Below are 20,616 nucleotides of genomic sequence, written 5' to 3'. Positions count from 1 at the left end.
CAGTAATTAATCATCATATTATACCATAATCAAAGACTATTTTGCACCCTCAATGAGTCGCAATTTCTTAGTCTTTGTCATCTGTTTTATGGCATATTCTCTACGTTGTGCATCTTGTTTATTGTGAAAGCTTTCAGAATACACCAATTCAACAGGACGTCGCCCTCTCGTATACTTAGCACCGCCTGGAATAAGCCCATTATGAGCCTCTATACGGCGTTCAATATCGGTGGTCCACCCACAATACAAGGAATCATCTGCGCAACGCACCAAGTACACATAGTGCCGCTCTTCAGACTTAACCTCCTTATTTGCCATTTTTTGCATCATCAGTAATCGGTTCCAACGTAATAGTATTGATGATTACTGGCTCTACTGGTTTATCATTACGGCCTGTTTTTACTTTGCCAATTTTTTCAACTACATCCATACCTTGTACTACGGTACCAAAGATAGTGTGTTTGTTATCTAACCAATCTGTAGGTCCCAAGGTAATAAAGAACTGAGAGCCACCTGTATTAGGGCCTCGGTTTGCCATGGCAAGAACGCCCATTTTATTGAAGTGTAAATCATTGGAGAACTCATCAGGAATTGTATAGCCTGGACCGCCAGCACCTGTACCATCTGGATCCCCGCCTTGAATCATAAAGCCTTCGATAACGCGGTGGAATGTAACACCATTATAGAAACCTTTTTTCACTAGGTAATCAAAGTTTTTTACTGTAATAGGTGCTTTAGAGCCTAACAATCGAACTTTGAATTGACCATAATTTGTATCAAAAATAGCGTATTCATCAGCAATTGGTGCGTTAGAGAAGTTAGGCATAGCTACCGTTTCTGCTTTTACAGTATTTCCTTGTGGTTGTTCCCCACTTTTTGTACCACATGCCGCTGTACCAAGCATTGTAATCCCTAACATTGCGCATAAAGCCAAGCGTTTCCAGTTCATAGTTCCCCCAAAAATATATCGTATATACTAACATGTATGTAAAATTCACATAGAAAAGCCGCTCAACCCGTGAGCGGCTCTTTTTTAGTATATCATGTTTTAGAGAAAATTTGGTTTAAATAATTATTAAATTTACCAATTTATATAACCTTATACTTTCAGTTATATATTATCTATTATTTACCATCAAATTGTTCTGGGTTCGTACTGTTATAGGTATCAATATAAGCATTGAAGGATTGAATCATTTCGTCAAGATTGTTTTCGTTTGAATCTGCAAGTACTTGACGTACGGAACCGACTACGGAATTGTAACGATCAGCCAGAACTTGTCCACGATCATTATTCACACTCTTGAGCAATGCATCGATTTCTGAAAGCTCTTTTTCTACAGCTGCCTTATCAGCTTTTTGAGGAGCTTTTTCAAGGTTTTCTACAAGGTTAGTCAAGCGAAGCGTAGATTCCATTGCTGCCGCATAACCTTTCTTGCCTTCTTTTTTCAATTTTTCAACTTGTTTTTGAGTTTGTTCATTGTTAGTTTTTGTAAGAACATCACTAAATTTAGCATACGCTGCATCAAATTTTTCTACAGAGGCTACATATTTAGCAGCTAACTCTTTACCTTTAGCACCGCCATCGTTCATATAGGCTTTAGAGTCATTATAAGCAGTCAACTCTTTATACACTGGCACTAATTCATTAAGAACATTCAATAGATTGTCCCGTTCTGCATCAAGATCTTTGAATGTAGAACCTTCTTTTTTAGATTTTTCCAAAGCGTCTTGTAATCTGTCATAGTGAGGTTGATTAGTAATAGCACCTTCTTGGAAGCCACCTTTTAATTGCGCCAAACCGTCTGCTTGGAATTGAGCAAATGCCGCATTATTGCTATTGAACTGGTTAGTTGCATCGATGAGAGTATTAAGCTTTGCAGCCGCCTTCTCATCATTATCACCGACTACAGAGGATACAGCAGAGCCAAGATTACTTACCTTATTAACACTACAACCAGAAATCAATAGACCTGTCGTCAGGGTTGCTACACATAGTAAAGTGGTAAAAAATTTGCGTTTGTTATTCATGACTTCTCTTCTCCTATAAATACACAAGTATGAATCTAAGCGCATTATACTAATTAATCTACCACAAATCTGTAGCTACGGTTACCAAACATTATAATTCACATAACTTACAGGAATTAACTCAAACTAATCAATCCACTTGAAATGCTTACACGCATTATAAATACCATCCTTATCACAGTCGGTAGTGATATAATCGGCTTTTTCTTTTAATTCAGCACGTGCATTCCCCATGGCAATATTAAGCCATTCTGGTCTAAACATAGACAAATCATTATATCCGTCACCAAACACTACGGCTTGATTAGGTTTCATACCAAAATGATCAAGCATATTGCGAATACCCAAAGCTTTTTCCATTGGTTCATATAAAACACAGCCATCGCCATAACGAATGAGCTTATGCGTCATATGCTCAATTTCTTTTTCCTCTTCTTCCCCTTCTTTAAAGAACACATAAATCTTATAAAACTCTTCTACATTATGAAAGTCAAAATTAGGATCTACTGTCGTTTTAAAAACATCCCAATTCGGATGCCAATCTAATATCTCCTTATACGGCGTAATTCGGCCTAATTTATTCCGATCTGTTACAGCCCAAGGAATATTATGGGACTCTAAATATTCCAAATAGTTAATGCATGCATCACGATCCATGCCAATCATGGACACTAGTTCATTATTAACAGTAACACTATGTCCGCCATCTGCTACAAAATCTGTAAGACCTGCTTGCTCAGCAAAACGCTTTGCATCTACTTGGATACGGCCTGTCGCTAGTGCCACCCTATGACCACGGCGCTTTAATTCATCTAAGCTATATTGAGCACTGTCAGGAATTTTACCTTCCGGCCACACAGCTAAGGTATTGTCTATATCGAAAAAGAAAAATTTCTGTTCCACAGGCCCTCCTAATCACGTCCGCTCATTAACTTAAATCGCTCTTTCTGCTCTACATCAGGATATTTTTCTTGATCCACATCACTCAAAAACATATCTAGTGGTCGTACATATAAGTCACGTTGATCATATAATTTTTGATACACTACGAACTGTTCACTCGTTTCCGAATGAGTTGCAACATCTAACACATAATAGTACATGCCTTTAAAATGACGATATAAGCCACCCTTTACAATTTTTCGCATTTATAACCTCATCACATAACATACACAAACGGTTACAAATTATATTAATCAAGAGATTCCATGTATTGAATAGCCTTAGTCAACATATCTGCTGTAATTTTGTACGGAGATACATCAATATCATGAACAGATGTAGCCTTTTCAACAATTTGAGGAATATGCGATGCAGTAAGACCTAACTGTGAAAGTTTAGTAGGCCAACCTAATTCCCGGTATATTGGCAACCACCGTTGTAATTCATCCATTTGTTGGTCAACGGTTAACAAAATAAGTAAGCCATATGCTACCATTTCACCATGCAAATGGTTTTCTTCTGTTTCTTTATTAGTAACACAGCCATAACATACAGCATGAGCCATATTACTATTATATGCCATAGGAACACAACCCGATACAATACCGGTAGTAAAGATAACAGTCATAGCAATAGTATCAAATGCATCACTACGTTTTTTAGCTTGACTGTCTTTATAGGCTTGTATACCATGTACTAAAATTGGTTCACTACACATAGAAGCTAGAGTAAGGCCTAACTGAGTATTATAATCTTGCTCACGATTGCGAGCAGAAAGATGAGTTTCATAGTGTTTTGCAATAGTATCTCCCATTCCCGCCCACAAGTAACGGCTTGGTGCTTCTACGAGAATATCAGCATCAATAAAGCAGTGCACAGGAGGATGATTTACAAAGGCTACGTCATCAAAAGTATGCTCTGCAGTGTATACAGCTGCTACTTCTGACGTTGCAGCACAAGTAGAGGCAATGGTCGGAATTGTAAAGAATGGTTTATCATCTAACTCTAGAGCTACTACTTTTACCGTATCCATGGCCTTACCACCACCAACAGCAAACATAAAGTCCGCATCTTTTACAGAAGCCATTTGTGCAATTTCCTTACCTCGAGCGAAAGTACACTCTCCACCAAAGTGAATAATATCTAGCACTTTAATCCCCGCTTTATCAAGCACTGGACGAATGTGTGGCAAAGCTTTAGAAAGAGCTGTCTCACCACCGATGATAGCTACAGACTTACCATATAATTTTGTAAATTTGGGAATAGCGTCAAACACCTCATGACCGCCAAAACTATAACTAGGTAAACAATGAGTACTACGCATAAAATCTTCCTTCCTTCTTTCATTATCTATATTCTTATTATAGAAACTTCTACTCACAAAATCAATTTTATATGACAACCCTTAAGACACTAAAAAGGTTCTATACTTTCACCCAAAACGAAAGTATAGAACCATTAATGATATTATTTATTTTCGGACACAAGACCTTTATGGATAAGACCTACAACGAAGCCTAATACCGCAAAGCTCACCCAGCCCATCCCAGCAGCCTGGAATGGAATGTATTGAGTAAAGAGCTGTTCCAATGCAGCAGGTGCAATACCTGCCGTTTCAAGACCAGTCATAAGAGCAGAGATCATTGTGAAAGCCATTGTCCATGCGTATACGCAACGACGACCACCGAACACATTGTGAAGAAGTGCCAACAAGATGATTACAATCGTTAACGGATACAAGAGCATCAACACTGGAATCGCTGCACTGATGATTGTTTTCAAACCGAACATGCTAAGACCAAATGCTGCTACGGAGAAGATTACTACATATAATTTATAGCTAATCTTCGGTGTCAACTTGTGGAAGTACGTACCACAAGAAGTGATAAGACCGATACTTGTAGACAAGCAAGCTAGAAGAACGATGATAGCCAAGATAATTTGACCGAATTCACCGAACAAGTAGTTAGCACTTACGGACAACACAGGAGCACCTGTATCAAACAAACCAAAACGTTCAACACTAGTAGCACCAATGTTAGCGATAAATACATAAACAATACCGAGAAGACCTACAGCAATAGCGCCTACTTCCATTACTGTTTTTGTAATAACCGCACGAGATGTAGCGCCGCTAAGACGAACAAAGTCGATTACAAGAATAGCAAATACTACGGAAGCCAACGCATCCATCGTATTATAGCCGTCCAAGAATCCTTGCAACACAGCTGTAGGTGCATCACCATACGCTGGTTGTGGCACTGCATAGCCGCCTAGCGGAGTCATAAAGGATTTAATAATTAACAACAGAATTACAAGTAGTAATGCTGGTGTCAAAATATTACCGATACGATTAACAAGCTTTTGTGGACTAATGGATAACCACAAAGAAACACCAAAGAATAATGCCAAGAAAATTGGTTCCATATTCATGCTTAAACCTTCTGTGAAAGGTTTAATTGCAATTTCATAAGCTACAGTACCAGTACGTGGCGTCGCAAACATTGGACCGATACTCAAGTAAAGAGAAATTGTGTACAACAAGCCATAAATCGGATGAACACGGCTCGCAAGTTCTTCAACATCTTTACAGGAGGAGTACCCCATCGCTGCAACACCTAATAGTGGAAGGCCTACACCTGTTAATATGAAGCCGAGCAAAGCCCAACCTACGTTATCACCAGAATGTTGACCTAAGGCCGCTGGGAAGATCAAGTTCCCTGCCCCAAAGAATAGGGCGAATAACATCATGCCTATAGCCCAATAGGCACGGGCAGATAATTTATCATTACCATTCATAAACGTAACCCCCTTCAGGTTATATATAGAAATAATATTACTATTATAATCCTAATGAGGATATGTATGCAATAAAAATATTCTTGTTATGACATATTAGCATAACGTTATTCCTATAAGTAAAGGAAATTAAACATCCGCCTTTTTGATGTGAACTTGCACATCGTAGAATGTACTACCCCAACCTTGATCCGTAGGTCTGTCTGCTGTAAGTACATTAATACCTACATTAGGATCACTAGATTGTGATTGCCACCATACGCCAAGGGTTACCAATGTACCTCGTTGTACCTCTTCATCGTAGTAACTTTTAATTCTTACACTACCACGTTGATTATAGATTTCCACTTCGTCGCCATCATTAATGTTATATACTTTTGCATCTTTAGGATTGATGCGTAGTTTCATCAATTCAGGATCATCAAATTCTAACTCACAGAAGCTAGAATCTAAAATGCGAATATCATTGCCGATAATAAGCCAGAATGGTGCACTATCTCCATAAGGCGGTAAATAACGAATTAGTGGCTCCACATCATGTGGATTATATAACTCAATCTTTCCAGATGGCGTTTTAAAATCTAATTTATAATTTTCAGGCAACGTCATCTCTACTGGTTCACCTTGGAGAATTAAATTTTGATCATCCTTAGAAATACGGTGCGACGCACTTACAATTTGGTCTATTAAATCTCGTTCACTATGCTTAAAGAATTCATCTGTAAGTCCCATACGTTTAGCTAATTCAGAAATCACTTGCCAGTTAGAGCGGGATTCGCCAATAGGATCGATTAATTTATAACCCGTTCCAATTGTATAGTGCCCATAGGAGTTATATATATCGTCATGTTCTACTGATGTTGTGGCGGGCAATACAATATCGGCGTATTTACATGTGTCGGTAAAGAAGCGTTCGTGAACAACCGTAAATAAATCATCTCTCATCAAGCCTTTTCGCACTACATTTTGATCAGGTGCTGTTATAGCCGGATTACTAGAGAATACATAAAGACTATGCACAGCTGTACCTGATGGGTTTGTAAGCATTTCACCTAGTTTAATCATAGGCATCAATCGCTTTGCTGGTGCATCCACATGAGCCTGTTGCATCACTTCTTTGCCCACAAACTTACTACCACTAGCACTCGATAATAAGCCACCGCCTAAATATTGCCAAGCTCCAACTACAGCAGGTAATGCATTAATAGCACGACAGTTCATAGCACCATTCCCATAGCGTGATAACCCACTGCCAAGACGTATAAATGGAGCCTTAGCTTTAGCATAGGCATGGGCAAACTCAATCATACGTTCTACGGAAACGCCACAAAGTTCAGATGCTTTTTCCGGTGTAAAATCAAGCAACACATCGTTTACGAGTTCATCATAACCTTGTACATGTTTCTTAATAAAATCTATATCTGCTAAACCGTCTCGATGAATAATATGAAGCATACCTAACGCTAAGGCGCCATCACTACCAGGTTTTACGTAAATATGTTCATGAGCTTGATTAAAAGTATAGGTTTTATGAGTATCAATAATCCAAACTTGAGCGCCATTCTTTTTTGCTATGTTTACATCATGTAAGATATGAACATCAGTAGCAGTGGCATTAATACCCCATAGAACAATTAAATCACTATGTTGTGCCTCTTGCGGTTTAATGGCTAGTGTATCGCCATAAACAGAGCGGAATCCTGCCTGTTTTGCAGGGGAGCAAATACCACGGTCCTGGTCTGTAGCACCAATACGGCGGAAAAAGTAATCTGCTGCTGGGCTTTGAATCACACCCATCGTACCTGCATAGGAGTAGCGCAAAATACTTTCACTGCCATGAGTACTAATAGTTTCTTTAAAATTATTAACAATGGTATCTAATGCCTCATCCCAACTGATACGTATATATTGGTCTTCACCGATTCCTTTTTTACCAATCCGTTTCATTGGGTACTGTAAACGCAATGGAGAATGAACCACTTGTTCGTAATGCGCCATTTTAGGGCACAATGTACCTCTTGTAAAAGCATGATCTCTATTACCACGAACAGATACTACTCTATTGTTCTCTACCGATACAATTAGACCACATGCGTCTGGGCAATCATAAGGACATACTGATTTGTATTCTTTCAAAATAAGCACCTCGCTTATAAATTATATAAACTATAGGATGTATATTTATATTATATTACAGCATTGTCTGTATAAGTGTAACCTTTAACACATTTTCTATCTTCACAAAGATTAAAATCATTGCATATCATGCATATCAATACATTCAGTTATCACAATACGTTGCTATACATATCAAAAATTTTTATATATGTTATTGAACATTTCAAGTTTTATCGATGTTTATCCATTCTCATTCTTGCTCAAAGCCTAAACAGATATACTAATAAGCTCTATAAAAATACTGAAAATCTATAAAAAAATCATGCAATTATAACTAAAAGTCATAACCATATAGTTTTAGGTATAATCGGATGTTTCAGTAATCGACCTCGGAATATGTGACAAACATCACCGGTACGTATGCGTATTTAGTAATGTGTTTCAGACTGTAAGACTATTCAATCTCACTTCTTTCTGTGCTATACTGACATTGTCATTTGAGAGGATATAGAGCTCACCAGATATCATTTAAACTTCATGATATTTTAGAGTGACGTTACTATATCAGGTACATATTTTCTGAAAAGAGGTTTTAACGATGGCAGACGCAAAAAACACTGTGTTATTCCCTTATGAAACATTGAAAAAATTAAGCATGGACGCTTTCCAAAAATTCGGTTTCTCCGAAAAAGAAGCTGACATCATCCAAGACGTACTTTTGACTTCCGACTTGTTCGGTATTCAAAGCCATGGTATGCAACGTATGGTTCGTTACCACAAAGGTATCACTAATGGCTTGATCAAAATCGACGCAAAACCTGAAATCGTAAAAGAAACTCCAATTTCCGCAGTTATCGACGGTCATGACGGCATGGGCCAAATCTTGGGCCACATGGCTATGGAAATGGCTATCGAAAAAGCTAAAAAATCCGGTGTTGGTATCGTATCCGTACGTAACTCCAACCACTATGGTATCGCTGGTTACTATGCTAAAATGGCATCCGACCAAGGCTTAATCGGTTTCTCTTGTACAAACTCCGAAGCAATCATGGTTCCTGTATATGCTCGTAAAGCTATGCTTGGTTCTAACCCTATCGCTTGGACTGTACCAGCTGATCCTGTTGACTTCTTCTTCGATTGCTCCACTACAGTAGTAACTCGTGGTAAACTTGAAATGTACAACAAAATGGGCAAAGCTACTCCAGATGGTTGGGCTGTTAATAAAGACGGCGTTCCTTCCACTGATGCAGCTGAAGTATTGGGCAACATCTCCCGTCATGAAGGCGGCGGTATCCTTCCTTTAGGTGGTGCTACAGAAGTTCTTGGCGGCCACAAAGGTTATGGTAACGGCATGATTGCTGAATTATTCTCCTCCATCTTGTCCCAAGGCGGTACTTCCAACAAATGTATGGTTGGCGGTAAATCCAATATCTGCCACGGCTTCATGGCTATCAACCCTGAATTCTTCGGTGACCCAGCTGAAATCAAAAAACACTTCTCCCAATTCTTACAAGAATTACGTGAAGCTCCTAAAGCTGCTGGTCAAGACCGCATTTACACTCATGGTGAAAAAGAACATGAATCCGTTGAAAAAGTTAAAGCTGAAGGCATCCCTGTACTTAACGGTACAATGCTAGAAGTTCAAGATCTTTGCAACGAATTAGGTCTAGACTTCAAATCCTACTTCGGCGATTATGTACCAGAAGCTCCTGCTACAATGTTCAAAGGTAACTACTAATACCTAAGACCTTACAAAGGCCCTAACACGGACATGTAGTCAGTAAAGAAGGGGACATAAACACTGTTTATGTCCCCTCTCTTATATTCTTAACCTCATGTGTAATGAGGTTAAAAATTTTTAAGAGACATATCACTTTTTATGATAAGTATATCTGTTATTTTATTGTAATCCTTTATTTTAACTGAACTTTTACAACTTAATACAATAGCGATTTACTCATCAATTAAATTGATTAAGCTACATCGTCCTGTTAAGCATATATTTTTATTTTTCTTGAAAGGATGATTTTAGAAATGAGTGCTATCACCGTTCTATTAGCGCTATCTCCAATCATTTGGTTGATCGTAGCGTTATCCATCTTGAAATTACCAGCATGGCAAGCAACAAGTGTTGCTGCAATCGGTTCTTTCATCATCGCTATTACAGCATTCCAATCTGATCCATTTATTATGGTCACTGGTGCCCTTGAAGGTGCCGCTTTGGCAATCTGGCCAATCCTATTAGTTATTACAGCTGCTATCTTCGTTTATAACTTGGTAGTACATACGAAAGCAATGGAAACTATTAAAACAATGCTTTCTTCTGTAACATCTGATACTCGTGTACTTGCATTGTTACTTGCATGGGGCTTCGGTGCCTTCATGGAGGGTATGGCTGGCTTTGGTACTGCCGTTGCAATTCCAGCTGCTATGATGGTTGCAGTAGGTTTTGACCCACTAAAATCTATCATCGCATGTCTCGTTGCGAACTCCGTACCAACAACATTTGGCTCCATCGGTATTCCAACAACTACTTTGGCATCCTTAACAAACCTTGATCCAAGCCATTTAGGTACATTCATTTCCGTACAATTATTCTTACTTAACCTTATCGCTCCATTCTTCGTTGTTATGATTATTGGTGGCGGTATCAAAGCGTTAAAAGGCGTATTCCTTGTTACATTACTTTCCGGTTTAGCATTAGCTGTTCCTGAAACTATAATCAACGCTGTAATGGGTCCAGAATTATCCGTAATTTCTGCATCCATCGTAATTATGGCAGTTATCATTGGTTGTGCAAAAATTATGCCTCCTAATGATCCTGAATATGCAGTTAAACAAACTGGCGAAGTTCCTAAAGTTTCTGGTAGCGAAGGCCTTATTGCCGCAATGCCATTCATCTTGATCTTCGTATTATTGTTATTAACTTCCAAATTATTCCCTGCAATTAATGGTCCTCTTGCATCCATTAAAACATCTGTACCTATTTACCAAGGCGCTGGTGCAAAACCTTACACATTCGTATGGATTGCAACTCCTGGTATCATGATCTTCATCGCTGGTATTGTTGGTGGTTTCATCCAAAAAGCAAAAGCTGGCGAAATCTTCGGTACATTGGGTTCCACAGTTAAAAACTTGAAATTCACATACCTTACAATCATCACAGTTGTTATGACAGCTAAATTGATGACTTACTCTGGTATGACTGCAGATATTGCGAAAGCAATGGTTGCTGGTACAGGTTCCTTGTATCCTCTATTCGCTCCTATCGTAGGTGCGTTGGGTGCCTTCTTAACTGGTTCCGGTACAAACTCCAACGTATTGTTTGGCCCACTTCAAATCGCTGCAGCTCAAGGTTTAGATCCTACAAACTTCGAAGACCTTGGCTTCTGGTTGGCAGCTGTTAACTCCGGTGCAGCTGGTATCGGTAAAATGTTGTCCCCACAATCCATCGCGATTTCTATTGGTGCCGTAGGTCCTGCTTTGAAAGCATACCTAGAAAACCACAAAGAAATTAACTCTGAAGAAGCTCACAACTTAGAACATGAAATCGAAGCAAGCGTTATCATGAACAGCGCATTCAAATACTTCTTGATCTTCATCGTTATGCATGGTTGTATCTCCTTCTTCGGTCAACATTTCATCCATGAAATTCACCACTTCTTCTTCTAAGATTTGGTAACATAAAAAGAACAGCTCTTGATGAGCTGTTCTTTTTTATTGCCACATATAAAATATACAAATAATACTGACTAATGATAATACGTTTAGAGTTCACTAATTTGCTACATATAATTGTAACAATCTATTAATAAACCTCTTGTTCTACTTCCCATTTAGTAATGGTCCCAGTATCTGCATCAATTTCAAAATCATATTCATAACCGTTATAATGAATTTCACCTTCATACTCTAAACGGCCATTTTCATAATCACGATTGAATTCAGTTACATTTGTAACTGTTGCACCCGGTACACGTGCTAAGGCGCTTTGAACAGCCTCATCAGAACTAATTGCTTCTACAGATGAAACCGTAGCTGTCCCGATTACTACTATTGCAGCTAACACAAAACCTTTTATTAAATATTTCATATAATTCTCCCATCGACAACAAGTATATTGATGTTTTTAGATATAATTAATATACTAATTGTAATCTATAAATAGAGATAAAGCAAACTCAATATTTCATATAGATATTTTTTCTCAATCATGATAAAATACATCGTATCAAATAGAAAAAATTAAATGCAGTCTGCGAAGTGCGATTCGCAGGCTTTTATTTTTCCCATTTTAAGATAGGAGGATTGTATGACTCAAGAAAATTCTGCTAAGGTTTCCTTTATCTTGGTAGTATTCCTTGGCATGTTAACAGCTATTACACCGCTCGCAACAGATCTGTATTTACCGGCATTACCGATTATGCCTGGCGAATTAAATACAATAGCATCAAATATTCAAATGACCATTGGTATTATGACCTTTGGCGTTGCATTAGGCCAATTATTTGGCGGTCCTATAAGTGATACAATGGGGCGTAAGGTACCACTTATTATAGGTAATTTACTATGTGTTATTTCTGGCCTTATATGTGCCTATGCACCGAGTATCGAAATACTTTTACTAGGAAGATTTCTACAAGGTTTAACCGGATCTGTAGGCGTTGTAATTGCCAAAGCCATTGCTCGAGACTTTGCATCTGGTCAAGAACTGACTAAACTTTTTGCTATGCTCATGATGGTTAACGGACTCGCACCAGTCCTTGCACCTTTAGTAGGCGGTCAACTGCTCTTATTTACTACATGGCGTATAATCTTTGTTATCTTAGCAGTATTCTCTGCTATTTTATTGGTAGGCTCTTTTCTTTTCCGTGAAAGCTTACCAAAAGAAAAACGTATAGCAGGCGGTATCGGGACAGCAACAAAAAACTATATTACACTTATTAAAGATAAACAATTCTTAGGACAAACATTAATTCAATTCTTTGCTTTCGGCGCTTTCTTTGCCTATATCTCAGGTTCATCCTTTGTATACCAAAATATTTTCCAACTTTCAGCCCAGAAATTTAGTTATCTTTTTGGTATCAATAGCTGTGGTATTATCTTGGCCAGTGCCATTAGCGGACGAGTAAGTAATGCTATAACATCTCGTCAACTACTTACGTTCAGCCTATGGGAACTTACAATCGGCTCTTTACTATTCTTAGTAGCCATGATTTTTGAATGGTCTCTCATTCCTGTAACAACAATCCTATTCTTTACGGTGTGTACAGTATCCCTATTCGGTTCTGCCTCCTTCTCTATGGCTATGACTAACTATGGAAAAATGGCAGGCAGCGCCTCTGCCATACTAGGCTTTGCAAGCATGTTTGCAGCAGGTATTGTATCTCCATTAGTTGGTATAGGTGGGGATCATACGGGCATACCAATGGGGATTACAATGCTAGTATGTGCGGCGCTTTCCTTATTGTGCTTGTATGGTTTGGTAGAGAAAGAATAATCTCTTTTAAACATTTGTGTGAGCCCTACAATGGGGTCCAACTACAACAGAATAATTTTAGTATATAAATAAGATACCCCTTTCCTTGCTCAGTACGGCGCTACGCTTCGTAAAATCGCTTCGGAAAGGGGTATCTTATTTATATTAACACTACCTGTAGAGGCGTCCCATTGTGGGGCTATACAGCTTAAATTAAAATCTGCTAATTCTTTTTTACAAATACACTATGCACAATAAAGGAAAGCACCTGTCCAACTGATTGTAGGGAATAAACTAAGTCGTAATGGGGCCCCGTTACAATTGAATAAATTTAAGTATAAAAATAGCACCACCTTCTTCTTGCTCAGTACGTCACTACGTTCCGTAAAATCGCTGCGAAAAAGGTGGTGCTATTTTTATTAACATTTTTTGTAAAGGTGTCCCATTACGACATAAGAGCATCAATGTAAGTACCTAGACACATATATTTAACATAATTTTACCTTGGCACTATTCTTTTCTATCTACACCAATATTAAGCACAATAACGGAAAGCGCAGGCTCAACTGATTGTAGAGAAAGAGATGTGGCACAGCCACATCTCCTCCCTACTGCAATAGTCGTATTTTCAATGGGACATCTTCATAATTAGCGTACATAGAAAAGAATACAGCCCTCTCTGCAGCGATTTTACGGAACGTAGTGACGTACTGAGCCAAGAGAGGGCTGTATTTTTTCTATACTAATGATATGCAGTTGTATCCGGGCCCCATTATAAAATGAAAGCACCTTATCACTTATTACTTATTCACTAACTCCCCTCCCGTCTCCTCCTCCCACTGCACTAGTTATATTTTCAATGGGACAGCTTCATAACAGGTGTATATAGAAAAGAACACAACCCTCTCTCCTCTTTTCCGTTAGATGTATTGCGAATTTTTTTGTAAATAATGAGATAAATAACTCGATGGAGCTATTTGGTATATAGTAGGTTCGATCATTTACATTTTATAATGGGACATCTTCATAATTAGCGTACATAGAAAAGAATACAGCCCTCTCTGCAGCGATTTTACGGAACGTAGTGACGTACTGAGCCAAGAGAGGGCTGTATTTTTTCTATACTAGTAATATGCAATTGTATTCGGGCCCCATTATAAAACGTAAGCCTCCTTATGACGGATTAAGTAATAGCACTTTTCCCTTCCCCCATCTGCACTAGTTATATTTTCAATGGGACATCTCCATAATTAACGTATATAGAAAAGAACAAAGTCCTCTCTGCAGCGATTTTACGGAGCGTAGCGACGTACTGAGCCAAGAGAGGACTTTGTTTTTTCTATACTAGTAATATGCAGTTGTAACAAGGCCCCATTGAAAATATAACGGAGCACGCTTTTATTCAAACATTGTCGATAGTAATAGTTTTAGTCGATTTGCTTGGTTTACTGCACTGGAGCCTGGATCGTAGTCGATAGCGGCAATGCGCACGTCTGGGTAGGCAGCGGATAGTGTTTTTACCATGCCTTTACCTGTTACGTGGTTTGGTAAGCAGCCGAATGGTTGCAAGCATACGATTTGTTTTGCCCCTTTTTCGATGAGGTCGATCATATCGCCTGTGAGGAACCAGCCTTCACCACATTGGTTACCAAGTCCGATGAATTGAGCAGCTTCTTTTGCTACTTCTGTCATACGTTGTAGAGGGTCGAAGTGTTTGGACGCCGCTACGGCTTTAGCGTATGGCAATCGGTAGAGTTCAAGGGCTTCACGAGCCAATGTTCCGAAGAAGCCAGATAGCCATGTACCATCAAGGTGTTTAGCACGGTATGTGCTATCCATTGCGCAGTACAAGAAGAAGTCTAATAGGCCAGATGTAACAACTTCGCCACCTTCTTTTTCAATGAGTTCATTGATATGGTTGTTAGCGCTTGGATGGAATTTAACATAAATTTCCCCTACGACGCCAACGCGAGGTTTTTGTACATCTTTATTGACCGGTAAGTTATCAAAGTCATGAATGATTTCTTTGATGTACTTATTATACTGACGAAGGCTGGCAGATGTAATGTTTTCACGTAATTTTTTAATCCAGTAATCACATAATGCATCTGTAGAGCCCGGATTAGTTTCGTAAGGACGTGTAGCCAATACGCATTGCATAAGAGCATCACCGTAAACAACGGCTTGAATCATGCGATGCAAGAAACCTTTTGTCAATTTGAAGCCTGGTTGACGTTCCATATCGCTTGCATTAAGAGATAGGATTGGCACTTGTTTCATACCAGCGTCAATCAATGCTTTACGCAAATAGCCAATATAGTTTGTAGCACGGCAACCACCACCTGTTTGAGAGATGATAACAGCTGTTTTATCGATATCGTATTTACCAGATAATAGTGCAGACATGAGCTGACCAACAACGATAATCGCTGGGTAACATGCATCATTATTGATATATTTCAAGCCCACTTCAATGTCGTCACGCGTTGGTGCTGGCAACATTTCAAAGTTATAGCCTTCGTTTTTGAGGACTGGATCTAAGAGGCTAAAATGCAATGGTGACATTTGTGGCACCAAGATTTTATAGGTCTTACGCATTTCCTCTGTGAACACCACGCGATTATAATCGTAGGTTGGCAATTGTTCTTCCACCACTTCTGGTGCCTCTGGGTTGTGATGACGACGCAAGCTACGTTCCATTACAGATTGCAAGGAACGCAAACGAATCGTTACAGCCCCAAGGTTTGTACCTTCGTCAATTTTGAGTAAGGTATGAATCTTATGGTTTGCTGAAAGTATATCTTTTACTTGATCCGCTACGATAGAATCGAGACCGCAACCAAAGGAGTTAAGCTCAACAATTTGGAAGCCTTCTGTTCTACTTACGAATTCAGCAGCGCGGTATAAACGGCTATGGTAAGACCATTGGTCTACAACACGTAGATGCTTGATTTCATTCCCCAGTGGCGCAACGCCATCTTCTGTAAGAACAGCCATACCAAGGGATGTAATAAGCTCTGGGATACCGTGATTAATACCAGAGTCCAAATGATATGGACGGCCAGCCAATACGATAGTAGGAATTTGTTCTGCTACGAGGCGAGATACGGTTTTCTTCGTTGTTTCACGGTAAGAAGCCTTACAGTTTTCTTGTTCTTCCCAAGCTTTTTCTACAGCATTAGCAATATCTTTCTTCTTGAGGTTCAAGAAGTCCAATGCTTTCACAAGAGCAGGAACAAGAGATTTCTTATCAGCCAATGGCAAGAATGGTGCGTGGAATGGAGTATCCCCTAGAACCTCCTGCATGTTATTTTTAATAAGTTCTGGATAGGAAATAACCATTGGACAATGGTAGTTATTGTCGCGGCTAAATTCCTTAGGGCCATGTTGAATACAAGGGTACCAAACAAAGTCTACTTGTGCATTCGCAAGATCACGAATATGACCATGTACCGCTTTTGCTGGGTAGCAAGCTGTATCGGATGGAATCGTATCGATAGCCTTGTTGTATTGGTCCTTTGTAGTGTAATCGGAAAGGATTACTTCGTAGCCAAGTGTATTAAAGAATGTAAACCAGAATGGGAAATCCTCATACATATTGAGGACACGAGGAATACCTACGCGCATTTTACCTTCGAACTCTGGAATATTTTTCTTCAAATAATAGTCGAAGTAACGACGCAATTTAACGTCTACTAAGTTAGGAACTGCTTTGCGTTCCTCTTGAATCATACCGCCCGCACCGCGGTCACAACGGTTACCCGTTACGTAAGTACGACCATCAGAGAAAGCATTGATGGTAAGCATACAGTTATTGGAGCAAAGTCCGCAGTTACGCATTGTCGTAGATACTTGTAAGGAGTTAAGACCTTCACTATCAAGCAAAGTACTTTTTTCCTTTTGTAACTCTTCTGCCGTTTCAGCTGCAAGAAGGGCCATACCATAAGCACCCATCAATCCAGATACGTCAGGACGAATTACTTCTACGCCCATCAATTTCTCGAAGGCACGCAATACGGATTCATTGTAGAATGTACCACCTTGTACAACGATATGATCACCCAATTCTTTAGGGTCTTTTACCTTAAGAACCTTATAAAGGGCATTTTTAATAACAGAATAAGCAAGACCTGCCGCGATATCTTGTACCGTAGCACCTTCTTTTTGAGCCTGCTTAACCTTAGAGTTCATAAATACAGTACAACGAGAACCCAAGTCGATTGGCAAGGATGCCAATAAACCTTCCTTCGCGAATTGATCGATTGGAATGCGTAGACCGGATGCGAATGTATCGATGAAGGAGCCGCAGCCAGAGGAGCACGCTTCGTTCAATACGATATCTTCGATATAGCCATCGCGAACCTTACAGCATTTCATATCTTGACCGCCAATGTCCAAGATAAAGGATACATCAGGGCAGAAGTAACGAGCTGCACGATAGTGAGCCATTGTTTCTACTTCACCAATATCGATGCCAAGGGCGCGTTTAAGGAATGCTTCACCGTAACCAGTTACACCAGAATGCGCAATATACGCGCCTTTTGGTAACAGTTCATAAATCTTCTCGATCATTTCACGAGATTTTTCTAATGGTTTACCATGGTTAGGACCATAGTGAGAGAATATGATTTCCTTATTACTATTGATGAGAACTACCTTAAGAGTGGTAGAACCAGCATCAATACCAAGGTAACAAGGACCTTGCGCATCTTCAATATTCGCTTTTGGCGTTACTGCCTTAGCGTGACGAGCGCGGAATTCTTCTAATTCTTGTTCATTTTTAAATAGAGGTTCTACACGATCTGTAGCCTCCATAGGAATACCGATGAGGGCACCAATTTCCTTTGTTAATTGACCAACCGTAATCTCACGACAGTCTTCTTTCATCAAAGCCGCCCCTAAGGCGATGAATAATTCACCGTTTTCAGGGATAATGCGATGTGCTTCATCTAGTGCTAAGGTATCGCAGAAACATTGACGAAGTTCGGACAAGAATGTCAACGGACCACCAAGGAATGCTACATTACCTTCAATTTTATGACCGCATGCAAGGCCCGCAATTGTTTGGTTTACAATAGCTTGGAATACGGATTTTGCAATATTTTCATGAGATGCGCCTTGGTTTAACAAAGCTTGTACGTCTGTTTTAGCAAATACGCCACAGCGTGCAGCAATTGGATAAATCGTATCAGCATTCATGGCCAATTGGTTAAGACCAGATGCATCAGTTTGCAATAAAGTCGCCATTTGGTCGATGAAAGCACCTGTACCACCTGCACAAGAACCATTCATACGGTGTTCTGCCGTTTGACCTAAATAGGTTACCTTCGCATCTTCACCACCAAGTTCGATGATAACATCGGTTTCTGGATACAACGCTTTTACAGCACGTGTTTCAGCAATAACCTCTTGCACGAATGGAATGCGTACCTTTTCAGCCATCGCCATACCACCAGAACCGGTAATACATACATGAACTTGATCATTTTCATGGCCCACTTGAGCCTCTTGGAGCAAGGTATATACGGTGTCCAAAATGTTTGCATAATGGCGTATGTACTTTTTATACAAATAATTATCGTGTTCGTCTAATAGTACAACTTTAACAGTTGTAGAGCCCACGTCAATACCCATGCGTAGCATGTGTTGCATAAATACCTCTCTTTTCAAAAAACGTATGACCACACAAGATCATACTCATATTGTGAAAGTAGTACATTGAGCTTGAATCTAAAATAAAATGCACCAAACATCTAATTAAACTTAGATAAGGATAGGCTTTCACAAAAACATCTAATTTTTTAAATATCCTATACATATTATACAACAAATGTAGATAAAATCTATGTTTTTCTATATTCCAATGAGTTATATGGAATATGACTAAACTTGAATAATACCTCTACATCGAGATAGGATGTAAAATTTATTATATCATTCTAAGATGAAAAAAAGTGTACCTAACAGCACATAACTTAAGCAATAAATAGGTAAATATTATTTCTATTTCTATTTCAGTTAACAAGAATAAGGGAATACAAAAAGAGGCTTCCATGAAATCATTGAAGCCTCTTGTATTTGTATTGTTCATTATATACTTTTGAGTTTTATTATTCACTCTATATAGGTTACAAAACCTTTTTATATAATCCGATAAGATCATCATGGTTAGCTGGGTATGGATTAAATCTATAACACATATCCTCTAGTGCTCTATCTGCCATGAGGTTAAGTTTTGGTTCAGATGTAGCCTTATCTACACCAAATTCAGTCAGTGTCATTGGACATTCTAAAGTTCGTTGTAGTTTTACAATCGCCTCTAGTAATGCACCTATTTTATCTCCATCGGATGCTTTATGCGATGCAAAGCCCAACTTAGCAGATAGATGGGCATATTTCTTGGCCACCTCTTGGTTACGAGAGCAATTAAATCCAATTACATAAAGCAAAAGCATACTGTTAGCTAGGCCATGAGGCACATGAAATTGTCCTCCCAACTGATGAGCCATGGCATGAACTATACCTAATCCGGCCTTGTTAAAGGATAGACCTGCTAAACATGAAGCCTCATGCATAGACATTCTATCTTGCTCTGTAGCTGTTGGCTTATGACATCTTGGTAAATAAGTAAAGACTAGCTCAATCGCCTGTTGTGCCAACGCATCAGTAAAATTATTTGCAGCCGTTGCTACATAAGCTTCCAATGCGTGAACTAGCACATCCATACCACTGAATGCAGTAACACTTGGTGGAGATGTTTTTACAAATAATGGCGTTAATAATGCTTCATCTGGTAATACTGCATCATCCACAAGAGGATATTTAATTTGTGTTTCGCTATCTGTAAGAACAGCAAAAGAGGTCACTTCTGATCCAGTTCCACTAGTAGTAGGAACAGCAATAAAGGATTTGATATCCATATGCTTTAACTTACGACCAAAGTAAGCAATGCCCTTACTCATATCGATACAAGAGCCCCCACCTATGGCAATGATTACAGTTGGTTTAATGCCTTCCATAAACTCAATACCCTTTACTACATGCGTTATGGGTGGATCAGGCACTACATCAGTGTAGATGGTTACCTTATTTTTACTGTCCATTAATCCCATTACATATGTAAGGCTTGGAGAATCTTTTAAAAATGGATCACATATGATAAGGATGGATTCATTATTAAATTCTGTAAGACGATTCAACGAATCTGGCCCTGCATAAATCTGGGTTGGAAAAGTCCATTTATTCAT

The 20,616-nt window shown here is 39.0% G+C and carries 14 protein-coding genes; 3 read left to right on the top strand and 11 right to left on the bottom strand.

Annotated features, from left to right (window positions below; all coding sequences use genetic code 11):
- Positions 1-36 precede the first annotated feature (36 nt).
- The 8 genes from MOQ65_RS05710 to MOQ65_RS05675 form a co-directional block, all read right to left on the bottom strand.
- Positions 37-318 carry a GIY-YIG nuclease family protein gene (locus tag MOQ65_RS05710; protein WP_227283576.1) on the bottom strand — a complete coding sequence of 94 codons (282 nt, stop codon included), beginning with the start codon at positions 316-318 and terminating at the stop codon, positions 37-39.
- Positions 308-949, bottom strand: a complete 642-nt coding sequence (locus MOQ65_RS05705; protein ID WP_105084982.1) for a peptidylprolyl isomerase — start codon at positions 947-949, stop codon at positions 308-310. The genes MOQ65_RS05710 and MOQ65_RS05705 overlap by 11 nt, the downstream gene beginning before the upstream one ends.
- A 176-nt stretch (positions 950-1,125) precedes the next feature.
- On the bottom strand, positions 1,126-2,031 hold the full coding sequence (locus MOQ65_RS05700; RefSeq protein ID WP_257846945.1) for a DUF3829 domain-containing protein: 906 nt from the start codon (positions 2,029-2,031) through the stop codon (positions 1,126-1,128).
- A gap of 126 nt (positions 2,032-2,157) precedes the next feature.
- Positions 2,158-2,934 carry an HAD family hydrolase gene (locus MOQ65_RS05695; protein ID WP_005385327.1) on the bottom strand — a complete coding sequence of 259 codons (777 nt, stop codon included), beginning with the start codon at positions 2,932-2,934 and terminating at the stop codon, positions 2,158-2,160.
- Between the two features lie 8 nt (positions 2,935-2,942).
- Positions 2,943-3,179 (bottom strand): DUF1653 domain-containing protein, encoded by a 237-nt coding sequence (locus MOQ65_RS05690; protein ID WP_005385326.1) that lies wholly within the window; start codon positions 3,177-3,179, stop codon positions 2,943-2,945.
- A 44-nt stretch (positions 3,180-3,223) separates the two neighbouring features.
- Complete coding sequence (locus MOQ65_RS05685; RefSeq protein WP_213467254.1) at positions 3,224-4,297, bottom strand: iron-containing alcohol dehydrogenase family protein; 1,074 nt, start codon at positions 4,295-4,297, stop codon at positions 3,224-3,226.
- A gap of 143 nt (positions 4,298-4,440) precedes the next feature.
- Positions 4,441-5,772: a branched-chain amino acid transport system II carrier protein gene (gene brnQ / locus MOQ65_RS05680; protein WP_156719226.1), complete on the bottom strand. Its 1,332-nt coding sequence runs from the start codon at positions 5,770-5,772 to the stop codon at positions 4,441-4,443.
- Positions 5,773-5,901: 129 nt separating this feature from the next.
- Positions 5,902-7,908, bottom strand: coding sequence for a molybdopterin-containing oxidoreductase family protein (locus MOQ65_RS05675; protein ID WP_257846944.1), 2,007 nt, complete (start codon positions 7,906-7,908; stop codon positions 5,902-5,904).
- A 580-nt stretch (positions 7,909-8,488) separates the two neighbouring features.
- Here MOQ65_RS05675 and MOQ65_RS05670 point away from each other — a divergent pair.
- Together MOQ65_RS05670 and MOQ65_RS05665 are read left to right on the top strand one after the other, a co-directional pair.
- The gene (locus MOQ65_RS05670) at positions 8,489-9,628 is read left to right on the top strand and encodes an Ldh family oxidoreductase (protein ID WP_105084988.1); all 1,140 of its coding nucleotides are present in this window, start codon (positions 8,489-8,491) and stop codon (positions 9,626-9,628) included.
- A 296-nt stretch (positions 9,629-9,924) separates the two neighbouring features.
- Positions 9,925-11,562 carry an L-lactate permease gene (locus MOQ65_RS05665; RefSeq protein ID WP_257846943.1) on the top strand — a complete coding sequence of 546 codons (1,638 nt, stop codon included), beginning with the start codon at positions 9,925-9,927 and terminating at the stop codon, positions 11,560-11,562.
- A gap of 136 nt (positions 11,563-11,698) precedes the next feature.
- Here MOQ65_RS05665 and MOQ65_RS05660 read toward each other — a convergent pair whose 3' ends face one another.
- Positions 11,699-11,983, bottom strand: a complete 285-nt coding sequence (locus MOQ65_RS05660; RefSeq protein ID WP_257846942.1) for a PepSY domain-containing protein — start codon at positions 11,981-11,983, stop codon at positions 11,699-11,701.
- A 219-nt stretch (positions 11,984-12,202) separates the two neighbouring features.
- Between MOQ65_RS05660 and MOQ65_RS05655 the strand changes: the two genes are divergently transcribed.
- A complete protein-coding gene (locus MOQ65_RS05655) occupies positions 12,203-13,390 on the top strand; it encodes a multidrug effflux MFS transporter (RefSeq protein WP_257846941.1) in 1,188 nt (395 codons plus the stop codon).
- A gap of 1,377 nt (positions 13,391-14,767) precedes the next feature.
- On the opposite strand, the gene MOQ65_RS05650 is transcribed toward MOQ65_RS05655, so the two are convergent.
- Both MOQ65_RS05650 and MOQ65_RS05645 read right to left on the bottom strand, forming a co-directional pair.
- Entirely contained in the window at positions 14,768-19,021 is a 4,254-nt protein-coding gene (locus MOQ65_RS05650; RefSeq protein WP_257846940.1) for a 2-hydroxyacyl-CoA dehydratase, read from the bottom strand.
- A 476-nt stretch (positions 19,022-19,497) separates the two neighbouring features.
- On the bottom strand, positions 19,498-20,616 hold the full coding sequence (locus MOQ65_RS05645; RefSeq protein WP_257846939.1) for a 1-propanol dehydrogenase PduQ: 1,119 nt from the start codon (positions 20,614-20,616) through the stop codon (positions 19,498-19,500).

It is taken from the genome of Veillonella faecalis, from assembly GCF_024677885.1.
GTDB classification, from domain to species: domain Bacteria; phylum Bacillota; class Negativicutes; order Veillonellales; family Veillonellaceae; genus Veillonella; species Veillonella nakazawae.
This window is presented reverse-complemented; position numbering and strand designations above follow the sequence as displayed.

Bases quoted from the DNA above. Each gene is read 5' to 3' on its own strand.
- MOQ65_RS05665 (WP_257846943.1), top strand. From the start codon at position 9,925: ATGAGTGCTATCACCGTTCTATTAGCGCTATCTCCAATCATTTGGTTG.
- brnQ (WP_156719226.1), bottom strand. From the start codon at position 5,772: ATGAATGGTAATGATAAATTATCTGCCCGTGCCTATTGGGCTATAGGC.
- MOQ65_RS05645 (WP_257846939.1), bottom strand. From the start codon at position 20,616: ATGAATAAATGGACTTTTCCAACCCAGATTTATGCAGGGCCAGATTCG.
- MOQ65_RS05710 (WP_227283576.1), bottom strand. From the start codon at position 318: ATGGCAAATAAGGAGGTTAAGTCTGAAGAGCGGCACTATGTGTACTTG.
- MOQ65_RS05685 (WP_213467254.1), bottom strand. From the start codon at position 4,297: ATGCGTAGTACTCATTGTTTACCTAGTTATAGTTTTGGCGGTCATGAG.
- MOQ65_RS05690 (WP_005385326.1), bottom strand. From the start codon at position 3,179: ATGCGAAAAATTGTAAAGGGTGGCTTATATCGTCATTTTAAAGGCATG.
- MOQ65_RS05660 (WP_257846942.1), bottom strand. From the start codon at position 11,983: ATGAAATATTTAATAAAAGGTTTTGTGTTAGCTGCAATAGTAGTAATC.
- MOQ65_RS05670 (WP_105084988.1), top strand. From the start codon at position 8,489: ATGGCAGACGCAAAAAACACTGTGTTATTCCCTTATGAAACATTGAAA.
- MOQ65_RS05700 (WP_257846945.1), bottom strand. From the start codon at position 2,031: ATGAATAACAAACGCAAATTTTTTACCACTTTACTATGTGTAGCAACC.
- MOQ65_RS05705 (WP_105084982.1), bottom strand. From the start codon at position 949: ATGAACTGGAAACGCTTGGCTTTATGCGCAATGTTAGGGATTACAATG.
- MOQ65_RS05655 (WP_257846941.1), top strand. From the start codon at position 12,203: ATGACTCAAGAAAATTCTGCTAAGGTTTCCTTTATCTTGGTAGTATTC.
- MOQ65_RS05650 (WP_257846940.1), bottom strand. From the start codon at position 19,021: ATGCAACACATGCTACGCATGGGTATTGACGTGGGCTCTACAACTGTT.